The sequence below is a fragment of the Pseudomonas sp. 5Vm1k genome, assembly GCF_056161485.1.
Window position 1 is genome coordinate 259,985 of record NZ_JBSPCZ010000005.1, and the last position, 17,344, is coordinate 277,328.

Below are 17,344 nucleotides of genomic sequence, written 5' to 3' on the forward strand. Positions count from 1 at the left end.
TGGGAACGATCAAATAAGGACGCACCTGACGACGGATGTCAGGCACTAATGAGTTGATCTAATCAAGGAAGATAAAAAATTGAAAAAAGCTTTCTGTGCCCTGTTTCTAACCTGCCTGACCACCAGCGTACTCGCCAACGACAACCCCGTCGGCTTCCAATCCTCCACGCTGCCAGACCCGCAAAACGAGCGGCCGCTGGAGATGGTCGTCTGGTACCCCACCGCAAACACTGCCACCCCGCAACTGTTTGGCGACAACCCAGTGTTCTTCGGCGCCCTCGCCGTGCCCAACGCACCGCCGACTGCCGGCGAACATCCATTGGTGGTGATCTCCCACGGCTTCGGCGGCAACTGGATCAACCAGACCTGGCTGGCCAGCGCACTCGCCCACAAAGGCTACATCGTGGCAGCGGTCAACCACCCCGGCACCACCAGCCGCGACCGTAGCCCCCAAGCCGCCGCACAGTTATGGCAACGACCCGCTGACCTCAGTCGGGCTATCGACGCAGTCACGGCTCAGCCGGAACAATTCGGTGTAGTCGCCAAGCATCGAATTGCGGCCGTAGGTCATTCGCTTGGCGGCTGGACCGTTATGGAAATCGCCGGGGCGCGCTTCGATCCTGACCGCTTTGCCAAGGACTGCATCGTCCATCCGAAGTTGGCCAGTTGCACCGTCTACCAAACGATGAACCCCGCAAGCACCCCGGAATCGAAGGCCCGGCTGGCTGCTGATTTGCGCGATAAACGCGTAACCGCCGTTGTTTCGTTGGACTTGGGGCTGTCGCGTGGGATGACTGATGAAAGCCTTGCGGTGTTGCCGGTGCCGATATTGGTGATTGCTGCTGGTGTACCGTCTGAAGAGCTTCCGGCGCAGTTGGAGTCTGCTGACTTGGCCAAACGCCTGCCGCAAGCGTCGAAGCGTTACGTTGAGATCAGTGATGCCAGCCACTTCAGCTTTATGGCGGTGTGCAAGCCTGGGGCGGTGGCGATGCTTGAAGACGCGGTGCCGGGTGATGGGATTATTTGCGGGGATGGGGAGGGTGGGAGGTCGCGGGAGGTGATTCAGGGGCAGGTTACTTCGATGATTGATGAGTTTCTGGAGCGGTCATGAATCATAACGCTATGGAATCCTGCCCACGCTGTGGATCAATCCAGCACGTCAGGCCCAAGGCAATCTTGATAGGTGCAGCAAGCCCAAAGAAACGCTTTAACGGAGAAGAAAAAGCGGGCTATCGCCGTTTGGATCAACTTGCAGTGGATGAATGCGATCCTGCTGAACTGAAGCCTGCACCGCTGGAGCAGCTTGTAGATGGGTTTTATTGTGATGGTTGTGGGGTGGGTTTTGTGGCAAGTGGGCTGGTGAAAGGTAGTGATCGATTCACGAATTAAGTCCATGTTCTTGGGGGCGATAGACCAACGAGGAAAGGAAAATAAATCCGTCTCCCTAGCACTGAACCTAGCCACTTCCCCGATTCACGCCTACCATACGCCCAACTCGTATTACCGCGGCTGCTGAACCCGGTATTCACGAGGACATGATCATGCAAAGAACCCGCGCCTGGAGACGCTCCCAGGCCCGTAAATGTGGCAGGGATAAAGCGGTTCGTCCGCTGGAATTCAAACCAGAAAAGAACTGGAAGCTGATGTACACCCGTGCCGACAAGTTGGTCAGGGCACGCCAACTCGGCATGAGCTATCCCATTCGCACCACCCGCCAACTGTTGGATCAAGAGTGACTAACCTCCTGTTCGTCTGCAGCCGTAACCAATGGCGCAGCCCTACTGCTGAAGCGATCTGGCGCCGCCGTCCTGGCTTCAATGCCCGTTCGGCGGGCACTAGTCCAAACGCACGTAAACCCATTGGCCCTGCGGATATCCGTTGGGCCGATGTCATCTTCGTCATGGAACGCAAACACCTGCATCGTCTGCAGGCGGGATACGCCCGCCTGCTTGAACACAAGCGACTTCACACGCTCGATATTCCCGACGATTATCGTTATATGGATCCTGATCTGGTGGACATACTCGAAGTCGCAGTGGCGTCCTATCTTGCTACTTAGACTTCATACGGAAACTGCAACTGTCGGCCAACAGAGGACGCTTGAAACCACGGTAATACAATGAAGAAAAAATCAGGAATGATTGCACTTCTGGCCAGTGAAGCAACCGTCCAGCCTGAGCCTTGCCGCAAGTTTGACCCTGATCGCATGACCCGAATACCCGATTGTCTGTCGATCATCGACGTACTTCGCTGTATCAAACACGGTGGCCCAGAATGGGCACATCGTCACGTTACCCTATGGTTTCCCGGCCCATCAAATGCCTGGGCTCTGGTGTATTTGTTTCAAGACGGTAGTGATCCGTACTTCGACTTCATGTACACCCGCAAAGAGCCGCCTCATGAAGTTTTGTCCGTACTGCTAGAGAAGTACCCACAATGCACGGTTATCGATTGGTCGCCCGGTCGTTTGGCTTGTATCAGCGCTCTTGGTGCGGATATTGAGGCGCTAGCCCACATCATCCAGGAAGTGGCTGAAACCGTTTGGGATAAGCGCATCATGGTCGTCGATGCGTCCTATGAGGAAATGGGTGCAGCGTGACTCAAGAGCAGAGGGTCCGAACATTAGTCAGAGTTGGTGGGGGCCCAGACGCGCCTTCACATGCGCTGTCAGTCCATCGAAGTCCTCAAATGTCAGATCCGAATAACCCGGCTCCACTCGGTCGAGGTACTGCCAGACCGGAAGGTTTGCATTCTCTGCCTGACGTTTGAGCAGGCCGGAGCGTTCGAGGCAAACTATCCAGTTCGTGCCTGGTAGGGGGGCTCTAATATGGGCAATCAGCAGCCAGCGCTCACGGCCTTCATAGCTTGAAACAGCGGCCTCCAGGCGTTTCATCGTGGCCTCGTCTTCCTGCGCGAAACGAAAGGCCACCCAGGGTAGCCCGCCAGGAACCTCTACAAATCCGCAACCGTTCCAAGTCTGAGTGATCCGCGAACCGTATTTCCTCCATTCGAGAGCGCCCAGATCAGCGAGGACATTCAGTAATTCAGCTTCGGGAAGCTGTATTCGCGAGGCATCGTCACTCTTCATTTTTCTTGAGTCCAATAATCGATTGCCCGTCTTTACACTGCGTGAGAGTGAATGCAAAGAGTATCTGCGTCGGGTCGATGGCGGCCATCTGGCGAGTGGGGAAATCAAGCCAGGCTTTAGCGAAACCTTTCGCCACGCTTACTTCTTTTTGAGCGAAATTTCCGGGCAAGGTCTTCGGAAATTTCCTTCGAGTTGCGGCGGTTTTGGTTCCCAAACGACGCGGTCAGTCCTCTCGCCCCCTTGGGGAGAGGGTTAGGGTGAGGGGATGATCGCGCAGGCGCCGCAAATCCGGATCAAAAGATCAGCGGTGGCCGGCTACTAGTGTTTCTTCGGCTTCGGGCACCGCAAGGCTATCAATCACATGCACGCTATACCCAGGCACATTCTTCGCGTGATGTTTGGCCTGCGACGCCATCTCCGCCAACTGGCTCGCATCGAGTTGTCCACAGGCTTCGGGATGCAGGTGCACTACGCCGATGGACAGTGAAAGCAGTGGGAATTCCTGTCTTACACCTTGGCGATTCGGCGCGATAAAGCACCCAGCCTCAAGATGTTCAGCGCGATAGAAACGTCGGCACTGGCTATGAAAATCATCCAGCAACTGGTTCAAACGTTTGCGCCAATCCTCCGGCCCAAGCACCAGCAAGAAGTCATCCCCACCGATATGTCCGACGAAGTCGCGAGAAGGATCTACGCGGTCATTCAGACACTGCGCCAAACACAGTAGGACTTCATCCCCACGGCCATATCCATAGATGTCGTTGAAGGGTTTGAAGCTGTCGATGTCCACGTAGCAGATCACCGATTCCCGCGCTTGTTGCAGCAGGCGGGTCAGGCATTGCTGGATGGGTACGTTGCCGGGTAACAGGGTGAGCGGGTTGGCGTAGCGGGCTTGTTGGATTTTCAGTTCGGTGATCAGTTTGAGGACGTCGATGACGCGTCCCAGCCCGAGGTAGCTGCCGTTGAGGGTGATGATGAAGTCTTCTTCGATGCGTTGCCGGGCGCGGCTGGTGATGAGGCGGCTGACTTGTTGCAGGGATTGGCTCATTTCGACGGCGAGGAAGTCGTCGTTCATCAGGCGGCTGATGGGTTTGCGCGCGAACAGGTCGGTGGCGAAGGGTTTGAGCAGGGCGTCGGAGAGCGAGTGGCGGTGGACGATGCCGCACGGCTGGCCTTGGTCGTCGAGCACGGCCAGTGAGTTCAGGTTGGCTTGGCGGCGGAAGGCTTCCAGTACGGTCGCTGTCGGGGTGTCGCGGGCCACGGCGGGTTGGTCGTTGAGTAGGGCGCTGAGGTCGCTGCCTTCGTCGTTCAGCGCTACCACGGTGCTTTCCTGTTTGGGCATCAGCGTCCGCGCATCCCGTGGCGGATGTTCCTGGGGGCGGCAGAGCAGATAGCCTTGCACCAGGTCGACGCCCATTTCAGTCAGCACCGCGAGTTCTTCCGGCAGTTCGATGCCTTCGGCGATCACTTGCGCGCGGGAGGCCTTGGCGATTTGCAGGATCGAGCCGACGAACTCGCGCTTGAGCGCGTCCTGGTGGATGCCGTCGATAAAGTGCCGATCAATTTTGACGTAGTCCGGCCGCAGCTCGGACCACAGTCGCAAACTCGAATAACCTGCGCCGAGATCGTCCAGTGCAATCGAAAACCCCATCGCACGGTAGTGATGCAAGGCGTTTTGCAGCAACTGGAAATCATCGGTCGGAGTTTGCTCGGTGAGTTCGATCACCACCTGGCTCGGTGGTATGCCGAAGTCCTGTAGTAGTTGCAGGGTGCGGCCCGGTTGGTGCGAGGTTTCGAGCAGGGATTCCGGCGACACGTTGAGGAACAATTTGCCCGGCAGTTGCTGTTCGTTGAAGCGGCGGCAGGCACTTTGGCGGCAGGCGATTTCCAGTTCGCTAAGGCGCCCGGCCTGACGGGCCACAGCGAACAAGGCGATGGGGGAGTGCAGCGGGCTGTTGGAGGGGCCACGGCTCAGGGCTTCGTAGCCGATGATTCGTCGTTCAGAGAGGGAAATGATCGGCTGGAACAGACTGTGCAAACCGCTTTGAGCCAGAATTGAACTCAAGGCACTCAGCTGTTCGGTCGTGGTCATGGCGATCTCTGGCGATAAAAAAAGGACTGGGAGCGGACTCTTGATTCAAGAGGCGCTCCCAGTCCTGTATTTCACGACAGAATGATGACTATTTGATGACGCTCCGGGGAGCGTCAGCATTAAATTGCCATCATCTTAGTGCTTGGCCACCTGGTTGCTCAGTTTCAGGTAATCCAGCAGCACTCGCCCGGTCTCGCTCAGGTAGGCATCGTCTTCCGGTTTGACCTTGTCCGGCTCAGCCGCGATAGCATCTTCGTCTTCTTTCTTCAGCTCTTTGAGCGGTTCTTCGCCCTTGGCTTTGCGACGGATGTTTTCCATGACCAGTTGCTTGGCTTCGATGTCGGCATGTTGCTTGCGACGATCGGCTTCGTTGAGGCTGACGGTTTTTTCTTCCATCAGCTTCTGGGCCAGGGCCAGCTTGTCGCGGATGAACACGAACTCCGCGTCTTTGGCCGAACGTACGTCATGCTCGGATTTGAGCTCGGCGATGTACGGCTTGAACGGGTCGGTCGCCGGTTTGATCGAGGCCTTGATGGTGTCCCACGGCATGGCTTCCGGCAGGGCGCTTTCGCCGATTTCCTTGGTGTCGATGATCGACGGGAAATCCACATCTGGCAGTACGCCCTGGTGCTGGGTGCTCTGGCCGGAAACCCGGTAGAACTTGGCCAGGGTCAGTTTCAGTTCGCCATGGTTCAGCGGCTGAATGGTCTGCACGGTGCCTTTACCGAAGGTCTGGCCGCCGATGATCAGGGCGCGGTGGTAGTCCTGCATGGCGCCGGCGAAGATCTCCGAAGCCGAAGCGGACAAGCGGTTGACCAGCAACGCCATCGGGCCTTTGTAGAACGCGCCCGGGTTTTCATCTTCCAGCACATCGACCCGGCCATCGGCGTTACGCACGAGTACGGTCGGACCTTTGTCGATGAACAGACTGGTCAGCTCGGTGGCTTCCTGCAAGGAACCGCCGCCGTTGTTGCGCAGGTCGATGACCACGCCGTCGACCTTGTCTTTCTGCAACTCGGTCAGCAGTTTCTTGACGTCGCGAGTGGTGCTCTTGTAGTCCGGATCGCCAGCACGGAATGCCTTGAAGTCCAGGTAGAAGGCCGGGATCTCAATGACGCCGAGCTTGTAGTCCTTGCCGTCCTGTTTCAGGTTGAGGATCGACTTTTTAACGGCCTGATCTTCAAGCTTCACCGCTTCACGGGTGATAGGCACGATTTTGCTGGTCTGGTCGTTTGGCGCATTGCTGGCCGGAATCACTTCCAGGCGCACCACGGTGCCTTTCGGCCCACGGATCAGCTTGACCACTTCGTCCAGGCGCCAGCCGACCACGTCGACCATCTCTTTGTTGGCCTGGGCCACGCCGATGATCTTGTCGGCCGGGGCAACCTGCTTGGTCTTGTCAGCCGGGCCTGCCGGCACCAGACGCACGACTTTCACCTGGTCGTTATCGCTCTGCAACACGGCGCCGATGCCTTCGAGGGACAGGCTCATGTTGATGTCGAAGTTTTCCGCGTTATCCGGCGACAGATAGTTGGTGTGCGGGTCGTAGGACATGGCGAAGGTGTTGATGTACGCCTGGAAGATGTCTTCCGGACGGGTCTGGTCCAGACGCGACAACTGATTCTTGTAGCGCTTGGTCAGGGTTTCCTGGATTTGCTTGGAATCCTTGCCGGCGATCTTCATCCGCAGCACTTCGTCCTTGACGCGTTTGCGCCACAGGTCGTCGAGCTCGGCGGTGGACTTGAGCCACGGAGCGTCCTTGCGATCGATCAGCAAGGTTTCCTTAGTGGTGAAGTCGATCTTGTCGACGCCTTTGTTCAGCTCTGCAAGGGCGAAGTCCAGACGCGCTTTGACGCGGTCCAGGTAGCGCTTGTAGATGGTGAACCCGGCGTTCAGGTCGCCGCTTTTGAGGAAGTCGTCAAACTGGGTTTTCCACTTGTCGAATTCGGCAATGTCGCTGGCCATGAAGTAGCTGCGCGATGGATCCAGCAGCTTGAGGTAGCTGTCGTAGATGATCACGGAGCGCGCATCATCGAGCGGCGGCTTGCTGTAGTGGTGGCGCTTGAGCAGCTCGACGACGTTCAGACTGGCGATTACTTCGTCACGATCAGGCTGAAGGTTGTCCCAGCTATTGGCTGCAAACGAATTGCTCGACATCGGCAATAGGCCGATACCAATAAATAGGGCTAGGGCAGTGCTGGGAAACAGTTGCTTCATGCTGATTCGACGCGGGGACAATTGATCACGCATATTAGGCCGTCTTTGAAGTCGCCGGTTCCACAAAGGGCCGGTCACATAATGCAAGAAAGCCCGGCGCTACAGCTACGGGCTCAGTCCAGACTCACTATGGAGGCACTGTGAAAGCATTGCAAGGCGTTGACGGTCAAGTGGAGTGGGTTGAAGAGCCGAGTCCTACCTGCGATGTAGGACAAGTTCGCATTCGAGTAGCGGCAGCGGGTCTCAATCGCGCGGATTTGTTACAGAAGGCGGGCCTTTATCCGCCCCCACCGGGAGCCAGTCAGGTACTGGGTCTTGAGTGTTCGGGGGTGATCAGCGAGGTCGGTCCGGGCTCGTCCTGGCAGGTGGGAGACCGGGTCTGCGCCTTGCTGGCCGGGGGCGGGATGGCCGAAGAGGTGGTTGTCGACGGACGGCACGTGCTGCCGGTGCCGGAGGGTTTGTCGTTGGCCGAGGCGGCGGCGTTGCCCGAAGTGTATGCGACTGTTTGGTTAAATTTATTTCATCTGGCCGGCCTCAAACCCGGTGAGAAAGTTCTACTGCACGCCGGGGCAAGTGGAATCGGTTCAGCCGCCATTCAGTTGTGCAAGGCGTTTGGCAACCCGTGTTGGGTCAGCGTCGGGTCTGCCGAGCGTTTGGCCTACTGTGAAGCTCTGGGGGCCCAGGGCGGGGTGGTGCGCACCGGGGACCTGGAGAGTTTGAGCGACCTGGGGCCGTTCGATGTGATCCTGGATCCGGTGGGCGGCAACTATGCGGCGCTGAACCTCAAACTGACTGCCCTTGATGGCCGCTGGGTGTTGATCGGTCTGATGGGCGGGCGTGAGGCGAAGCTGGACCTGGCGCAGGTGCTCGGTAAGCGCGTGCAACTGCTGGGCTCGACGTTGCGCAGCCGTGATGATCAGTTCAAGGCAGATGTGTTCAGTGACCTGAGCCAGCATGTGTGGCCGTTGTTTGCGGAAGGGCGGTTGAGTCCGCAGTTGGCGAAGACGTTCAAGATCAAGGATGCCGAAGCGGCATTTGCGGAATTGGCGAGCAACACGGTGGCGGGGAAGTTGGTGTTGTTGATCGACGAAAGCCTGGTTTGAGGCTTTAAAAGCATCGCGAGCAAGCTCGCTCCCACAGGTTCAGCGCGATTCCTGTGGGAGCGGGCTTGCTCGCGAAGGCGGTGTGTCAGTCAACATTGATAGCGACTGACACGGCCTCTTCGCGAGCAAGCCCGCTCCCACATGGGTTTTGTGTTACTTCCAGAGATGGATCGGCCAGCCGGCCTTCTGGGCATGCTCCAGCAACACCGGGTCCGGGTTCACCACATGCGGGAAATCCACCTTCAGCAACAACGGTAAGTCGTTGCGTGAGTCCGAGTAGAAACTCGCGCCTTCAAGGTTTTCCTCTTCGGCATCCAGCCATTCCAGCAACCGGGTGATCTTGCCTTCGCGGTAGGTCAGGGTGCCGACCGTGTTCCCGCTATAAACACCATGAGCCACTTCCAGTTCGATGCCGAGGATCTCGTCGATCCCCAGACGATCGGCAATCGGCCGCACCAGGTGCGTGCCCGAGGCCGAGATCACCAGAATTCGGTCACCGGCCTTGCGGTGGGCGGCGATGGCTTTGGTGGCGTCGCTGAAAATAATCGGTTCGATAAAATCTTCCACCCATGGACCGACCAGGTGATCGACCTCTTCCGGCGTGCGCCCGATCATCGGCTCCAGGCTGAAGGTCATGTAGTCCTCCATCCGCAGCTTGCCGTGGCTGTAGGCGTCCATCAGTTCGTTGTTCTGCCGCATGAACGATTCGGGATCGACCCAGCCCAAGCGGCCCATCTGTTCGCTCCAGAGGGTGGCGCAGTCGCCGTGGATCAGGGTTTCGTCCAGATCAAAAATTGCCAGGGCCATCAGTGCAGTTCTCTCTTCAACATCAGCAAAGGCATCAGGCTACCTCACACAGGGCCGTCGGATCGATGGAAAGCGCCAGACGCTGACCATCGGGATGCAGATCGGCCGCCGAGCGGTTCAGCACATCCACCACCAATTCCACGCCGCGGGCCTCGACCCGGTAGCGAATCACGTTGCCCAGCAGGCTGTGGCTGCGGATCTGTGCGTCGAGTTCGCCGTTGAGGCTCAGCTCGATGGCTTCCGGGCGAATCGCGATGCGATGGCTGATCGGCCGTTGCAGCAGCTTCGAGGCGGCGTCGGCGTCCAGCAGGTTGTAGTTGCCGATGAAGCCGGCAGCGAACACATCGACAGGCGCGGTGTAGAGGGTTTCGGCATCGCCGCTTTGTACGATCTTTCCCTGATTCATCAGGAAAATCCGGTCAGACATGGTCAGGGCTTCTTCCTGATCGTGTGTGACGAAGATCGTGGTCAGACCCAGTTCGCGCTGGATCGCACGGATCTGTTCGCGCAAGTGCTTGCGAATCCGTGCATCCAGGGCCGACAGCGGTTCATCCAGCAACAACAGCCGTGGCCGCGTGACCAGCGAGCGGGCCAGGGCCACACGCTGGCATTGGCCACCGGACATTTGATGCGGATAGCGTGAGGCGAAGTCGTTCAGCTCCACCAGTTTCAGCACTTCGGCGACGCGCTTTTGGCTGTCGTCGGCGTTGACCTTCTGCATGCGCAACCCGAAAGCGACGTTCTGCTCCACGGTCATGTTCGGGAACAGCGCGTAGCTCTGGAACACCATGCCGATCCCGCGTTTTTGCGGGCTCAACGGCACGATATCGACGCCATCCAGCAGGATCTTGCCGCCATCCACCGAGGTCAGCCCGGCAATGCACCGCAGCAGCGTGGACTTGCCGCAACCGGACGGGCCGAGGAGGGTGACGAATTCGCCCTTCTGGATTTCGCAGTTGATGTCGCTGAACACCGTGGTGCCCGCGTAATTCTTTTGAAGGTGTTGGACGCTGACATAGCTCATTCGCTTTTGTCCTTGTTCAAGATATTGGCCGCCCAGGTCAGAACCAGCACGAAGAAGAAGTAGGAAATCACCAGCGCACTGGTGAAATGGCCGCTGCTGTTACGCATGTTGTTGAGGTAGACCTGCAAGGTTTCGTAGCGGGTGCCGACCAGGATGTTGGCGAACACGAACTCGCCGAACAGGAACGAGAACGACAGCAGCAGCGCCACCATCAGGCCCTTGCGCAAGTTCGGCAGCACCACCAGGAACGCCGCTTGAAAGGTGCTGGCACCGAGCAGTTGGGCGGCGTCCATCAGGTCGCGCAGGTTGATCGCTTGCAGGTTGTTGGTGATCGCCCGATACATGAACGGCAACGCCACGGTGAAGTAGCATCCGATCAGAATCCACGGCGTGCCGACCATCGCAAACGGCCCGGAACCGTAGAGTTGCAGCAACCCCACCGACGACACCACCGGCGGCACCGCGAAGGGCAGCAAGATCAGGATGTTCATCAGCGCATCAAGTTTCGGGAAGTGGTAATGCACCACAAACAGCAGCGGCAGGATCAGCACCACCGACAGGATCAGCGCGCCGACACACACCAGCAGCGACTGCCCGAACGCGTGCAGAAAGCGCGGATCACTCCACAGCTGCACGTACCATTTGAAAGTGAAGCCGCTGGGCAGAATGGTCGCCGACCAACTGCTGGCGATCGAGTAGATCAGCGTGCCGGCGAGGGGCAGCAACAGGATGGCAAACAGCAAATACACCACGACCCGGTGGTAGACACCGACGGGGCCCAAATCAGCGCGAGACATGGTAGCTCCTCTTCAACAGCAGCTGATGCACGATGGTCACCAGGGTCATCAACGCCACCAACACCACGGCCAGGGCACTGGCCAGGTTTGGATCGAGGGAAATATCGCCGGAGACCATCGCCGCGATGCGAATCGGCAGCACGTTGAAGTTGCCGGTGGTCAGGGCGTAGACCGTGGCGTAGGCGCCGAGGGCGTTGGCCAGCAGGATTACGAAGGTACCCAGCAGCGCCGGGGTCAGTACCGGCAAACCGATGTGGCGCCAGAACTGCCAGCCGTTGGCGCCGAGCAATTCGGCGGACTCACGCCAGTCTTCGCGCAACGCGTCGAAGGCCGGGTAGAGCAGCAGCACGCCCAAAGGAATCTGGAAGTAGGTGTAGAGAATGATCAGCCCGGTTTTCGAGTACAGGTTGAAATCCTGAATGATCCCGGCCTGTTTCAGCATGATCGTGAAGCTGCCGTTGAAGCCCAGCAGAATGATGAAAGCAAAGGCCAACGGCACGCCGGCGAAGTTGCTGGTCATGTTGGCGAAAGCATTCACGAAGTTGCGCAGTTTCGAGTCGACCCGGCGCAGGGAATAAGCGCCTAGCACTGCGATGATGATCCCGAACACGCTGGACCAGAAACTGATCTCAAGGCTGTACTGGATCGCCTGCAAGTAGAACTTCGAACTGAAGATCTTGGTGAAGTTTTCGATGCCCCAACCGAACTCTTCCGATTGCAGGCTGTTGATCATCACCCATACCAGCGGCGCGATTTCGAACACGATAAAGAACAGCGCGAAGGGCACCAGGCATAAGGCTGCCAGCCATTTGCCGCGACTTATGGAATTCACTTGAGCAGCTCCCGGCACACAGGTTTGTCGTGGGGCACACCCAGCAGTTCGCAGACGGTGCCGCAGATTTCAAGTTGCTTCGGCGTGGCGCCGGCGTTGAAGCTGAAGGCGTCGCCGAGGACGAACAGTGGCACTTCGCGTTCTTCCGGCAACAGGCCGTTGTGGGAGCGGTCGTTGTTCATGCCGTGGTCGGCGGTCACCAGCACCTGGTAGCCGGCGTCGAGCCAGCCTTGCAGGTAGTCCGCCAGGATGATGTCGGCCGAGCGCGCGCTGTTGCGGTATTGCGGGGTGTCGAGGCCGTGCTTGTGCCCGGCGTCGTCGATGTTCATGGGGTGGATCAACAGAAAGTTCGGCGCATGACGCAGGCGCAGATTTTCCCCGTCGGCGAACAGGTGCGAATCGGGGTAGTGATCGCTCCAGTAGAAGTGCCCGTGCTGGATCGGCAGTTCCGGGTTGTCGGTGTGACGATCCCGCGCCGCCACGAATGGCGAACGGTTGTACAACTCGCTGACCCAGTGATAGGCCGCGGCGGCGGTGGTCAGGCCGGCGTCGGTGGCGTAGTGGTAAATGCTGCGCTGGTTGGACAGGCGCGAGACGTTGTTGTGGACGATGCCACTGTCGATCGGCGCAACGCCGGTCAGGATGCATTCATACAGCGGTCGGGACAGGGCGGGCAGTTCGCATTCCAGTTTGTAGAGCGCCGCGCGTCCTGCGCCAACGTAAGCCTGCAGGTGCCCCATGGCGTGGCGTGCGACCTCATAGTTGAGGCCGTCGAGCACGACAAGGATGACGTTGTGCTTCATAGGGGCAAAACTCCGCAAAACAGTAGATTTCAGCGAAACCTGTAGGAGCGAAGCTTGCTCGCGAAGGCGGACTTCAAGCCAACATAAATGTTGAATGTCAGGCCGTCTTCGCGGGCAAGCCTCGCTCCTACAAGATCTGAAGCATTACTTCATTTCGACGATAACTTCTTCGTTCCACTTCTGCGGCAGGGCCTTGGAAGTTTTCTCCCATGCATCTGCGTCCTTGATCGGGGTCACGCCTTTGTACTGCTCGTTCGGCAGCAGTTTGGCCTGGACCTCGGCTGGCAGTTGCAGGTGTTCGGCACGGATCGGACGGGCGTTGCCGCGCGCCAGGTTGATCTGGCCGGCGTCGCTGAAGATGTATTCGCGGGTCAGCTTGGCGGCGTTCGGGTTCTTCGCGTATTTGTTGATGATGGTGGTGTAACCGGAAATCACCGAGCCATCGGACGGGATCAGCACGACGTAGTCATCCGGGTTGGCCATCTTGGCCTTGTAGCTCAGGCCGTTGAAGTCCCAGACCACGCCGACTTCGATTTCGCCTTTTTCCATGGTGGCGATGGTCGGGTTGGCCATCGACAGACGACCTTGCTTGGCGATGTCTGCGAACAGCAACAGCGCAGGTTGCAGGTTCTTCTCGTCGCCACCGTTGGCCAGCGCTGCAGCCAGTACACCGTTGGCGGCCTGGGCGGCGGTGCTCACGTCACCGATGGAGACTTTGTATTTGCCGGTCTTGAGGTCAGCCCATTTGGTCGGTGCTTCGGAACCGTGCAGCAGCTTCTTGTTGACGATGAACGCGATGGTGCCGGTGTAGGCCAGGGCCCAGTTACCGTCCTTGTCTTTCGCCCAGTCCGGAACTTGTGCCCAGGTGCTTGGCTTATAAGGTTGCACCACACCTTGCTTGACCGCGATCGGACCGAAAGCGGCACCGACGTCGCCGATGTCGGCGCTGGCGTTGTCTTTTTCAGCAGCGAATTTGGCGATTTCCTGGGCCGAGCTCATGTCGGTGTCGATGTGTTTCAGGCCGTAGTTCTTGGCCAGGTCATCCCAGGTGCCTTTCCAGTTGGCCCAGTCATCGGGCATGCCGACGCTGTTGACAGCGCCTTCCGCTTTCGCAGCGGCTTCGAGGGTTTTCAAATCCGTGTCAGCAGCCATGGCGGCGGTGCACATGGCAATGGTCGAGCCTAACAGTGATGCCAGGAAAAGCTGTTTCATCCGAAGCTCCTTTGGGCGTTTTCAACGCTGCGATTGCGGTTGTGTTGGTCTAGGTCAGCAATACCTGAGCCAATTTAAGGGGACTGCATGACACTTTCATGTCGGTCGTCGCCCGGCAGGACTTTTATTTGCCCGCAATTGGCAGGTGCCCGGTAAGCGTAGACCATGGGTAAAGGCCCGCAGGGCAAGGGACTTGGCCGATGTATTGCAAGGTTTGCAGGCAGATTCGGGATGACCGTTTGGCAGCTGTCATCTCTCAGTCATCTGTACTGCCTAGGCTTGCAGAATGTTGGATAAGCGGGTTTTACCGTGCGGTTCTGCCCCGAAACAGTGCTGGTCTAGTCCAGATAGGTAACGTTGATGCGTGATGAGGCAACTAAAGCGGTGACAGCCATTGGCCAGGTGCTGCAAGAGCAACTCGACCACGGCTTGTTGGCGGCGGGCAGCAAGTTGCCGGCCGAGCGCAAGCTCAGTGAGTTGTTCGGTACCACACGGATTACCGTGCGTGAGGCGTTGTTGCAGTTGGAAGCGCAGGGGCAGATTTATCGCGAGGAGCGCCGTGGCTGGTTTGTCTCGCCGCCGCGCCTGGCCTACAACCTGATGCAGCGCAGCCACTTTCACGCGATGGTCAGTGCGCAGGGGCGAGTGCCGTCGACCGAGGTGATTTCGGCGCGTTTGCAGCCGGCGTCGGCGGCGGTGTGTGCCTGGTTGCAGTTGCCGGCGTTGTCGAGCGTGATCCAGATTTGCCGGGCCCGACGCATCGATGGGCGACTGGTGTTGTACGTGGAGCATTATCTGAACCCACAGTTCTTCCCGGGGATTCTGGACTTTGATTTGAATCAGTCGATTACCGAGCTGTATGCGCGGCACTACGATTTGCACTACGGGCGGGTGCGCTTCGAGATCGTGCCGACGTCGTTGTCGGTGGATGCGGCGGCGGCTTTACGGGTGTCGGTGGGGAGCCCGGGGTTGCGGATTGCCCGGGTCAATTATGATCAGCATGAGCGGTTGATCGATTGTGATCTGGAGTTTTGGCGGCATGATGCGATTCATGTGGGGGTAGATGTGGTTTGACTTGGGTGGTTTGGCTGCGGGACCGTGTCGACTCCTTCGCGAGCAAGCCCGCTCCCACAGGTGACCGAGTACTCCCATGGGAATGCGGTCAAAAATGTGGGAGCGAGCCTGCTCGCGAAGAGGCCCGCCCAGTCACTCCTGTTCTTTCTGGGGCCCGCCACCCGCCGTCACCACCTGAATACTCATCCTAGGCGTCGCCAAATCCAGCCCCGCCTCATCCAGATGCCGCTTCAGCGACAAGTTGAACGCCCGCGACACTTCCCACTGCTTGATCGGCGCGGTCTTGAATCGGGCGCGAAGAATCGCACTGCCGGACTCGAAACTTTCCACACCCTGGATCTCCAGCGGCGACCAGATGTTGCGCCGTTGCAGCGGATCGGTGCGCATCTTCTGGCCGACTTCGCGCATCAGTTTGATCGCGTCGTCGATTTCCATGTTGTAGGGCACCGCCACCCGGAAGATCGCGTAGCCGAATTCCCGGGAGTAGTTCTTGATGCTTTTGATTTCGCTGAACGGGATGGTGTGGACGATGCCGTCGATGTCCCGCAGGCGCACGGTGCGGATGGTCAGGCCTTCGACGGTGCCGAGGTGGCCGCCGACGTCCACGTAGTCATCGATGGCCAAGGAGTCTTCGATGATGATGAACAGGCCAGTGATCAAGTCGGCAACCAACGACTGCGCGCCGAAACCGATGGCCAGGCCGATCACACCGGCACCGGCCAGCAGTGGCGTGACGTTCATGCCCATGTTCGCCAGCGCGACTATCAACGCAATGATGAAGATCGCTACGAACAGCACGTTGCGGATCAGCGGCATCATCGTCTGTGCCCGGGCATTCGCCAGGCCTTTGCGCGAGCGGGTGAGGGCGTGGTGCACGGCGGTGTCGCTGAGGATCCAGATCAGCCAGGCGAAAATCAGCGTGCCGGCGAGGCTGAACAACTTGACGCTGACTTCATGGCCTTCGCCTTCGGTGAAGGCGATCAGCGACATGCCCCAGACCCGCAGGCCGAGTTCGATGAACACCAGCCACACAAACAGATGGGCGAGGGTGTAGCAGAAGCTTTTCAGGCGATCGGAATACAACGCATGGCGCTTCACCCCGCGCTGCGGTTTGAGCGAGTGCCGGCGCACCAACCCGTTGATGACCATGCACAACACCAGCAGCACGGTGCAGATCAGCGACTGGCGCAACGCGGTGCTGGTGTCGCCCGCGGAAATGAACGTGGCGAACAACGAAATGCACACCAGCACCAGCGCCGGCACGTACCAGAAGGTGCCGAGGATATCGATGGTATCGCTCAGGGCGCGGCGGGTCAGGCGCCGGGACAAAGGTTGGTTGCGGATCAAATGCGCGATCGGCCGGCGGAAACGCAGGATGAACAACCCGGTGGACAGCGCCGCCAGCACGTTGGCAATGGTCGCGGCAGTGTGGGCGAGATGGCTGCCAAGACTGGCGACCAGGCGCGGGTCGCTCAGGGCTTCGCCGAAGGCCGCGAAACTGCCGATCAGCCACAGTGGCCGGAAGGCCTGATGGCGCAGGATGTACAAGGCGCGATGGCGGTGCGGCCCGTCGAGCACGGAAAAGGCGATCACGCAGATCGCCGAGAAGCAGGTGCCCACCACCAACGCATAGGCCAACACCATCGCCAGGCTTTTGCCCAATGACGAAGGCAGCGCATAGGTCATATAAACCGTCATCACCAAAGCAATCAGCCACGGCCCAAGTTTGCGCAAGGCGAAGCGCAGCATGTCGAGGGCCTTGGGGTGTTGCGGCAGTTCTTCGGTCAGGCCGAACCGCATGCGCACCCGATGGCCGAGCCAGATCAGCGCGGCGGCCAGCAGGCTCCAGACCATCAGGATCATGGCGAAGGCAAAGATGATCGGCAGCCATTCGTTCGCCGGCAGCATCAGTGCCGACAGTTCTTCCTTGGCCAGATCGAACTCTTCGGACCAGCGCGTGATAGGACTGTCAGCCCCGGAAAACTGTTTTTCGAAACTGGCCAGGGTGCCGCCGATCAGCCCGAGTACACCTTCTTCGGCGGTCGGTTGGGCTTTTTTGGTGACGTCGCGCAGTTTTTTCAGGTCTGCCAGCAGTTTGGTGCGCTGCTGGTCGTTTTCCAGGGACTTGATGACTTCGTCGAGGGATTGCCCCAGGGGTACTTGGGCTTCGGGCTGGGTTTTCGCCGAGTTATTGAGCAGCCCCGGCAAACTGACCGCTTGGGCAGCCGACATCGGCAGCAGCGTCATGAGGCAGACAAGGAGGAAACACGGCAGGGCGAAAAGACGAGCGAACAC

18 protein-coding genes are annotated in these 17,344 nt (G+C 58.8%); 7 read left to right on the forward strand and 11 right to left on the reverse strand.

Annotation, left to right across the window (positions count from 1 at the left end; genetic code table 11):
* The first annotated feature begins 79 nt into the window (after nucleotides 1-79).
* The 5 genes from ACWIKB_RS12600 to ACWIKB_RS12620 all read left to right on the forward strand — a co-directional run bounded on the left by ACWIKB_RS12600 (nucleotide 80) and on the right by ACWIKB_RS12620 (nucleotide 2,599).
* Nucleotides 80-1,111 (forward strand): alpha/beta hydrolase family protein, encoded by a 1,032-nt coding sequence (locus ACWIKB_RS12600; protein ID WP_475267157.1) that lies wholly within the window; start codon nucleotides 80-82, stop codon nucleotides 1,109-1,111.
* The gene (locus ACWIKB_RS12605; protein ID WP_475267159.1) at nucleotides 1,108-1,389 is read left to right on the forward strand and encodes a hypothetical protein; all 282 of its coding nucleotides are present in this window, start codon (nucleotides 1,108-1,110) and stop codon (nucleotides 1,387-1,389) included. The genes ACWIKB_RS12600 and ACWIKB_RS12605 overlap by 4 nt, the downstream gene beginning before the upstream one ends.
* 152 nt (nucleotides 1,390-1,541) lie before the next feature.
* Nucleotides 1,542-1,736, forward strand: coding sequence for a hypothetical protein (locus ACWIKB_RS12610; protein ID WP_475267160.1), 195 nt, complete (start codon nucleotides 1,542-1,544; stop codon nucleotides 1,734-1,736).
* Nucleotides 1,733-2,059 (forward strand): low molecular weight protein tyrosine phosphatase family protein, encoded by a 327-nt coding sequence (locus ACWIKB_RS12615; RefSeq protein ID WP_475267162.1) that lies wholly within the window; start codon nucleotides 1,733-1,735, stop codon nucleotides 2,057-2,059. The genes ACWIKB_RS12610 and ACWIKB_RS12615 overlap by 4 nt, the downstream gene beginning before the upstream one ends.
* Before the next feature lie 60 nt (nucleotides 2,060-2,119).
* The gene (locus ACWIKB_RS12620; RefSeq protein ID WP_475267163.1) at nucleotides 2,120-2,599 is read left to right on the forward strand and encodes a hypothetical protein; all 480 of its coding nucleotides are present in this window, start codon (nucleotides 2,120-2,122) and stop codon (nucleotides 2,597-2,599) included.
* A 27-nt stretch (nucleotides 2,600-2,626) separates the two neighbouring features.
* On the opposite strand, the gene ACWIKB_RS12625 is transcribed toward ACWIKB_RS12620, so the two are convergent.
* The 4 genes from ACWIKB_RS12625 to ACWIKB_RS12640 form a co-directional block, all read right to left on the reverse strand.
* A complete protein-coding gene (locus ACWIKB_RS12625; RefSeq protein WP_475267164.1) occupies nucleotides 2,627-3,088 on the reverse strand; it encodes a hypothetical protein in 462 nt (153 codons plus the stop codon).
* Complete coding sequence (locus ACWIKB_RS12630) at nucleotides 3,078-3,302, reverse strand: hypothetical protein (RefSeq protein ID WP_475267165.1); 225 nt, start codon at nucleotides 3,300-3,302, stop codon at nucleotides 3,078-3,080. Before ACWIKB_RS12630 ends, ACWIKB_RS12625 begins: the two co-directional genes overlap by 11 nt.
* Nucleotides 3,303-3,389: 87 nt before the next feature.
* A complete protein-coding gene (locus ACWIKB_RS12635) occupies nucleotides 3,390-5,180 on the reverse strand; it encodes a bifunctional diguanylate cyclase/phosphodiesterase (protein WP_475267167.1) in 1,791 nt (596 codons plus the stop codon).
* Between the two features lie 135 nt (nucleotides 5,181-5,315).
* Nucleotides 5,316-7,397 (reverse strand): carboxy terminal-processing peptidase, encoded by a 2,082-nt coding sequence (locus tag ACWIKB_RS12640; protein ID WP_475267375.1) that lies wholly within the window; start codon nucleotides 7,395-7,397, stop codon nucleotides 5,316-5,318.
* Nucleotides 7,398-7,537: 140 nt separating this feature from the next.
* On the opposite strand from ACWIKB_RS12640, the gene ACWIKB_RS12645 reads away from it, so the two are divergent.
* Nucleotides 7,538-8,500, forward strand: coding sequence for a zinc-binding dehydrogenase (locus ACWIKB_RS12645; RefSeq protein WP_475267169.1), 963 nt, complete (start codon nucleotides 7,538-7,540; stop codon nucleotides 8,498-8,500).
* 153 nt (nucleotides 8,501-8,653) lie between these two features.
* Here ACWIKB_RS12645 and ACWIKB_RS12650 read toward each other — a convergent pair whose 3' ends face one another.
* From ACWIKB_RS12650 to ACWIKB_RS12675, 6 genes are all read right to left on the reverse strand, one after another.
* The gene (locus ACWIKB_RS12650) at nucleotides 8,654-9,307 is read right to left on the reverse strand and encodes an HAD family hydrolase (protein WP_475267170.1); all 654 of its coding nucleotides are present in this window, start codon (nucleotides 9,305-9,307) and stop codon (nucleotides 8,654-8,656) included.
* 34 nt (nucleotides 9,308-9,341) lie between these two features.
* Nucleotides 9,342-10,331, reverse strand: a complete 990-nt coding sequence (locus ACWIKB_RS12655; RefSeq protein ID WP_475267171.1) for an ABC transporter ATP-binding protein — start codon at nucleotides 10,329-10,331, stop codon at nucleotides 9,342-9,344.
* Nucleotides 10,328-11,128 carry an ABC transporter permease gene (locus ACWIKB_RS12660; protein ID WP_475267172.1) on the reverse strand — a complete coding sequence of 267 codons (801 nt, stop codon included), beginning with the start codon at nucleotides 11,126-11,128 and terminating at the stop codon, nucleotides 10,328-10,330. Before ACWIKB_RS12660 ends, ACWIKB_RS12655 begins: the two co-directional genes overlap by 4 nt.
* A complete protein-coding gene (locus ACWIKB_RS12665; RefSeq protein WP_403021058.1) occupies nucleotides 11,115-11,960 on the reverse strand; it encodes an ABC transporter permease in 846 nt (281 codons plus the stop codon). Before ACWIKB_RS12665 ends, ACWIKB_RS12660 begins: the two co-directional genes overlap by 14 nt.
* Entirely contained in the window at nucleotides 11,957-12,763 is an 807-nt protein-coding gene (locus tag ACWIKB_RS12670; RefSeq protein ID WP_475267174.1) for an alkaline phosphatase family protein, read from the reverse strand. Before ACWIKB_RS12670 ends, ACWIKB_RS12665 begins: the two co-directional genes overlap by 4 nt.
* Before the next feature lie 144 nt (nucleotides 12,764-12,907).
* Nucleotides 12,908-13,975 carry an ABC transporter substrate-binding protein gene (locus ACWIKB_RS12675; RefSeq protein WP_475267175.1) on the reverse strand — a complete coding sequence of 356 codons (1,068 nt, stop codon included), beginning with the start codon at nucleotides 13,973-13,975 and terminating at the stop codon, nucleotides 12,908-12,910.
* 360 nt (nucleotides 13,976-14,335) lie between these two features.
* Between ACWIKB_RS12675 and ACWIKB_RS12680 the strand changes: the two genes are divergently transcribed.
* A complete protein-coding gene (locus tag ACWIKB_RS12680) occupies nucleotides 14,336-15,049 on the forward strand; it encodes a UTRA domain-containing protein (RefSeq protein WP_054049597.1) in 714 nt (237 codons plus the stop codon).
* A 132-nt stretch (nucleotides 15,050-15,181) separates the two neighbouring features.
* Here ACWIKB_RS12680 and ACWIKB_RS12685 read toward each other — a convergent pair whose 3' ends face one another.
* Nucleotides 15,182-17,344 carry a mechanosensitive ion channel family protein gene (locus ACWIKB_RS12685; protein ID WP_475267177.1) on the reverse strand — a complete coding sequence of 721 codons (2,163 nt, stop codon included), beginning with the start codon at nucleotides 17,342-17,344 and terminating at the stop codon, nucleotides 15,182-15,184.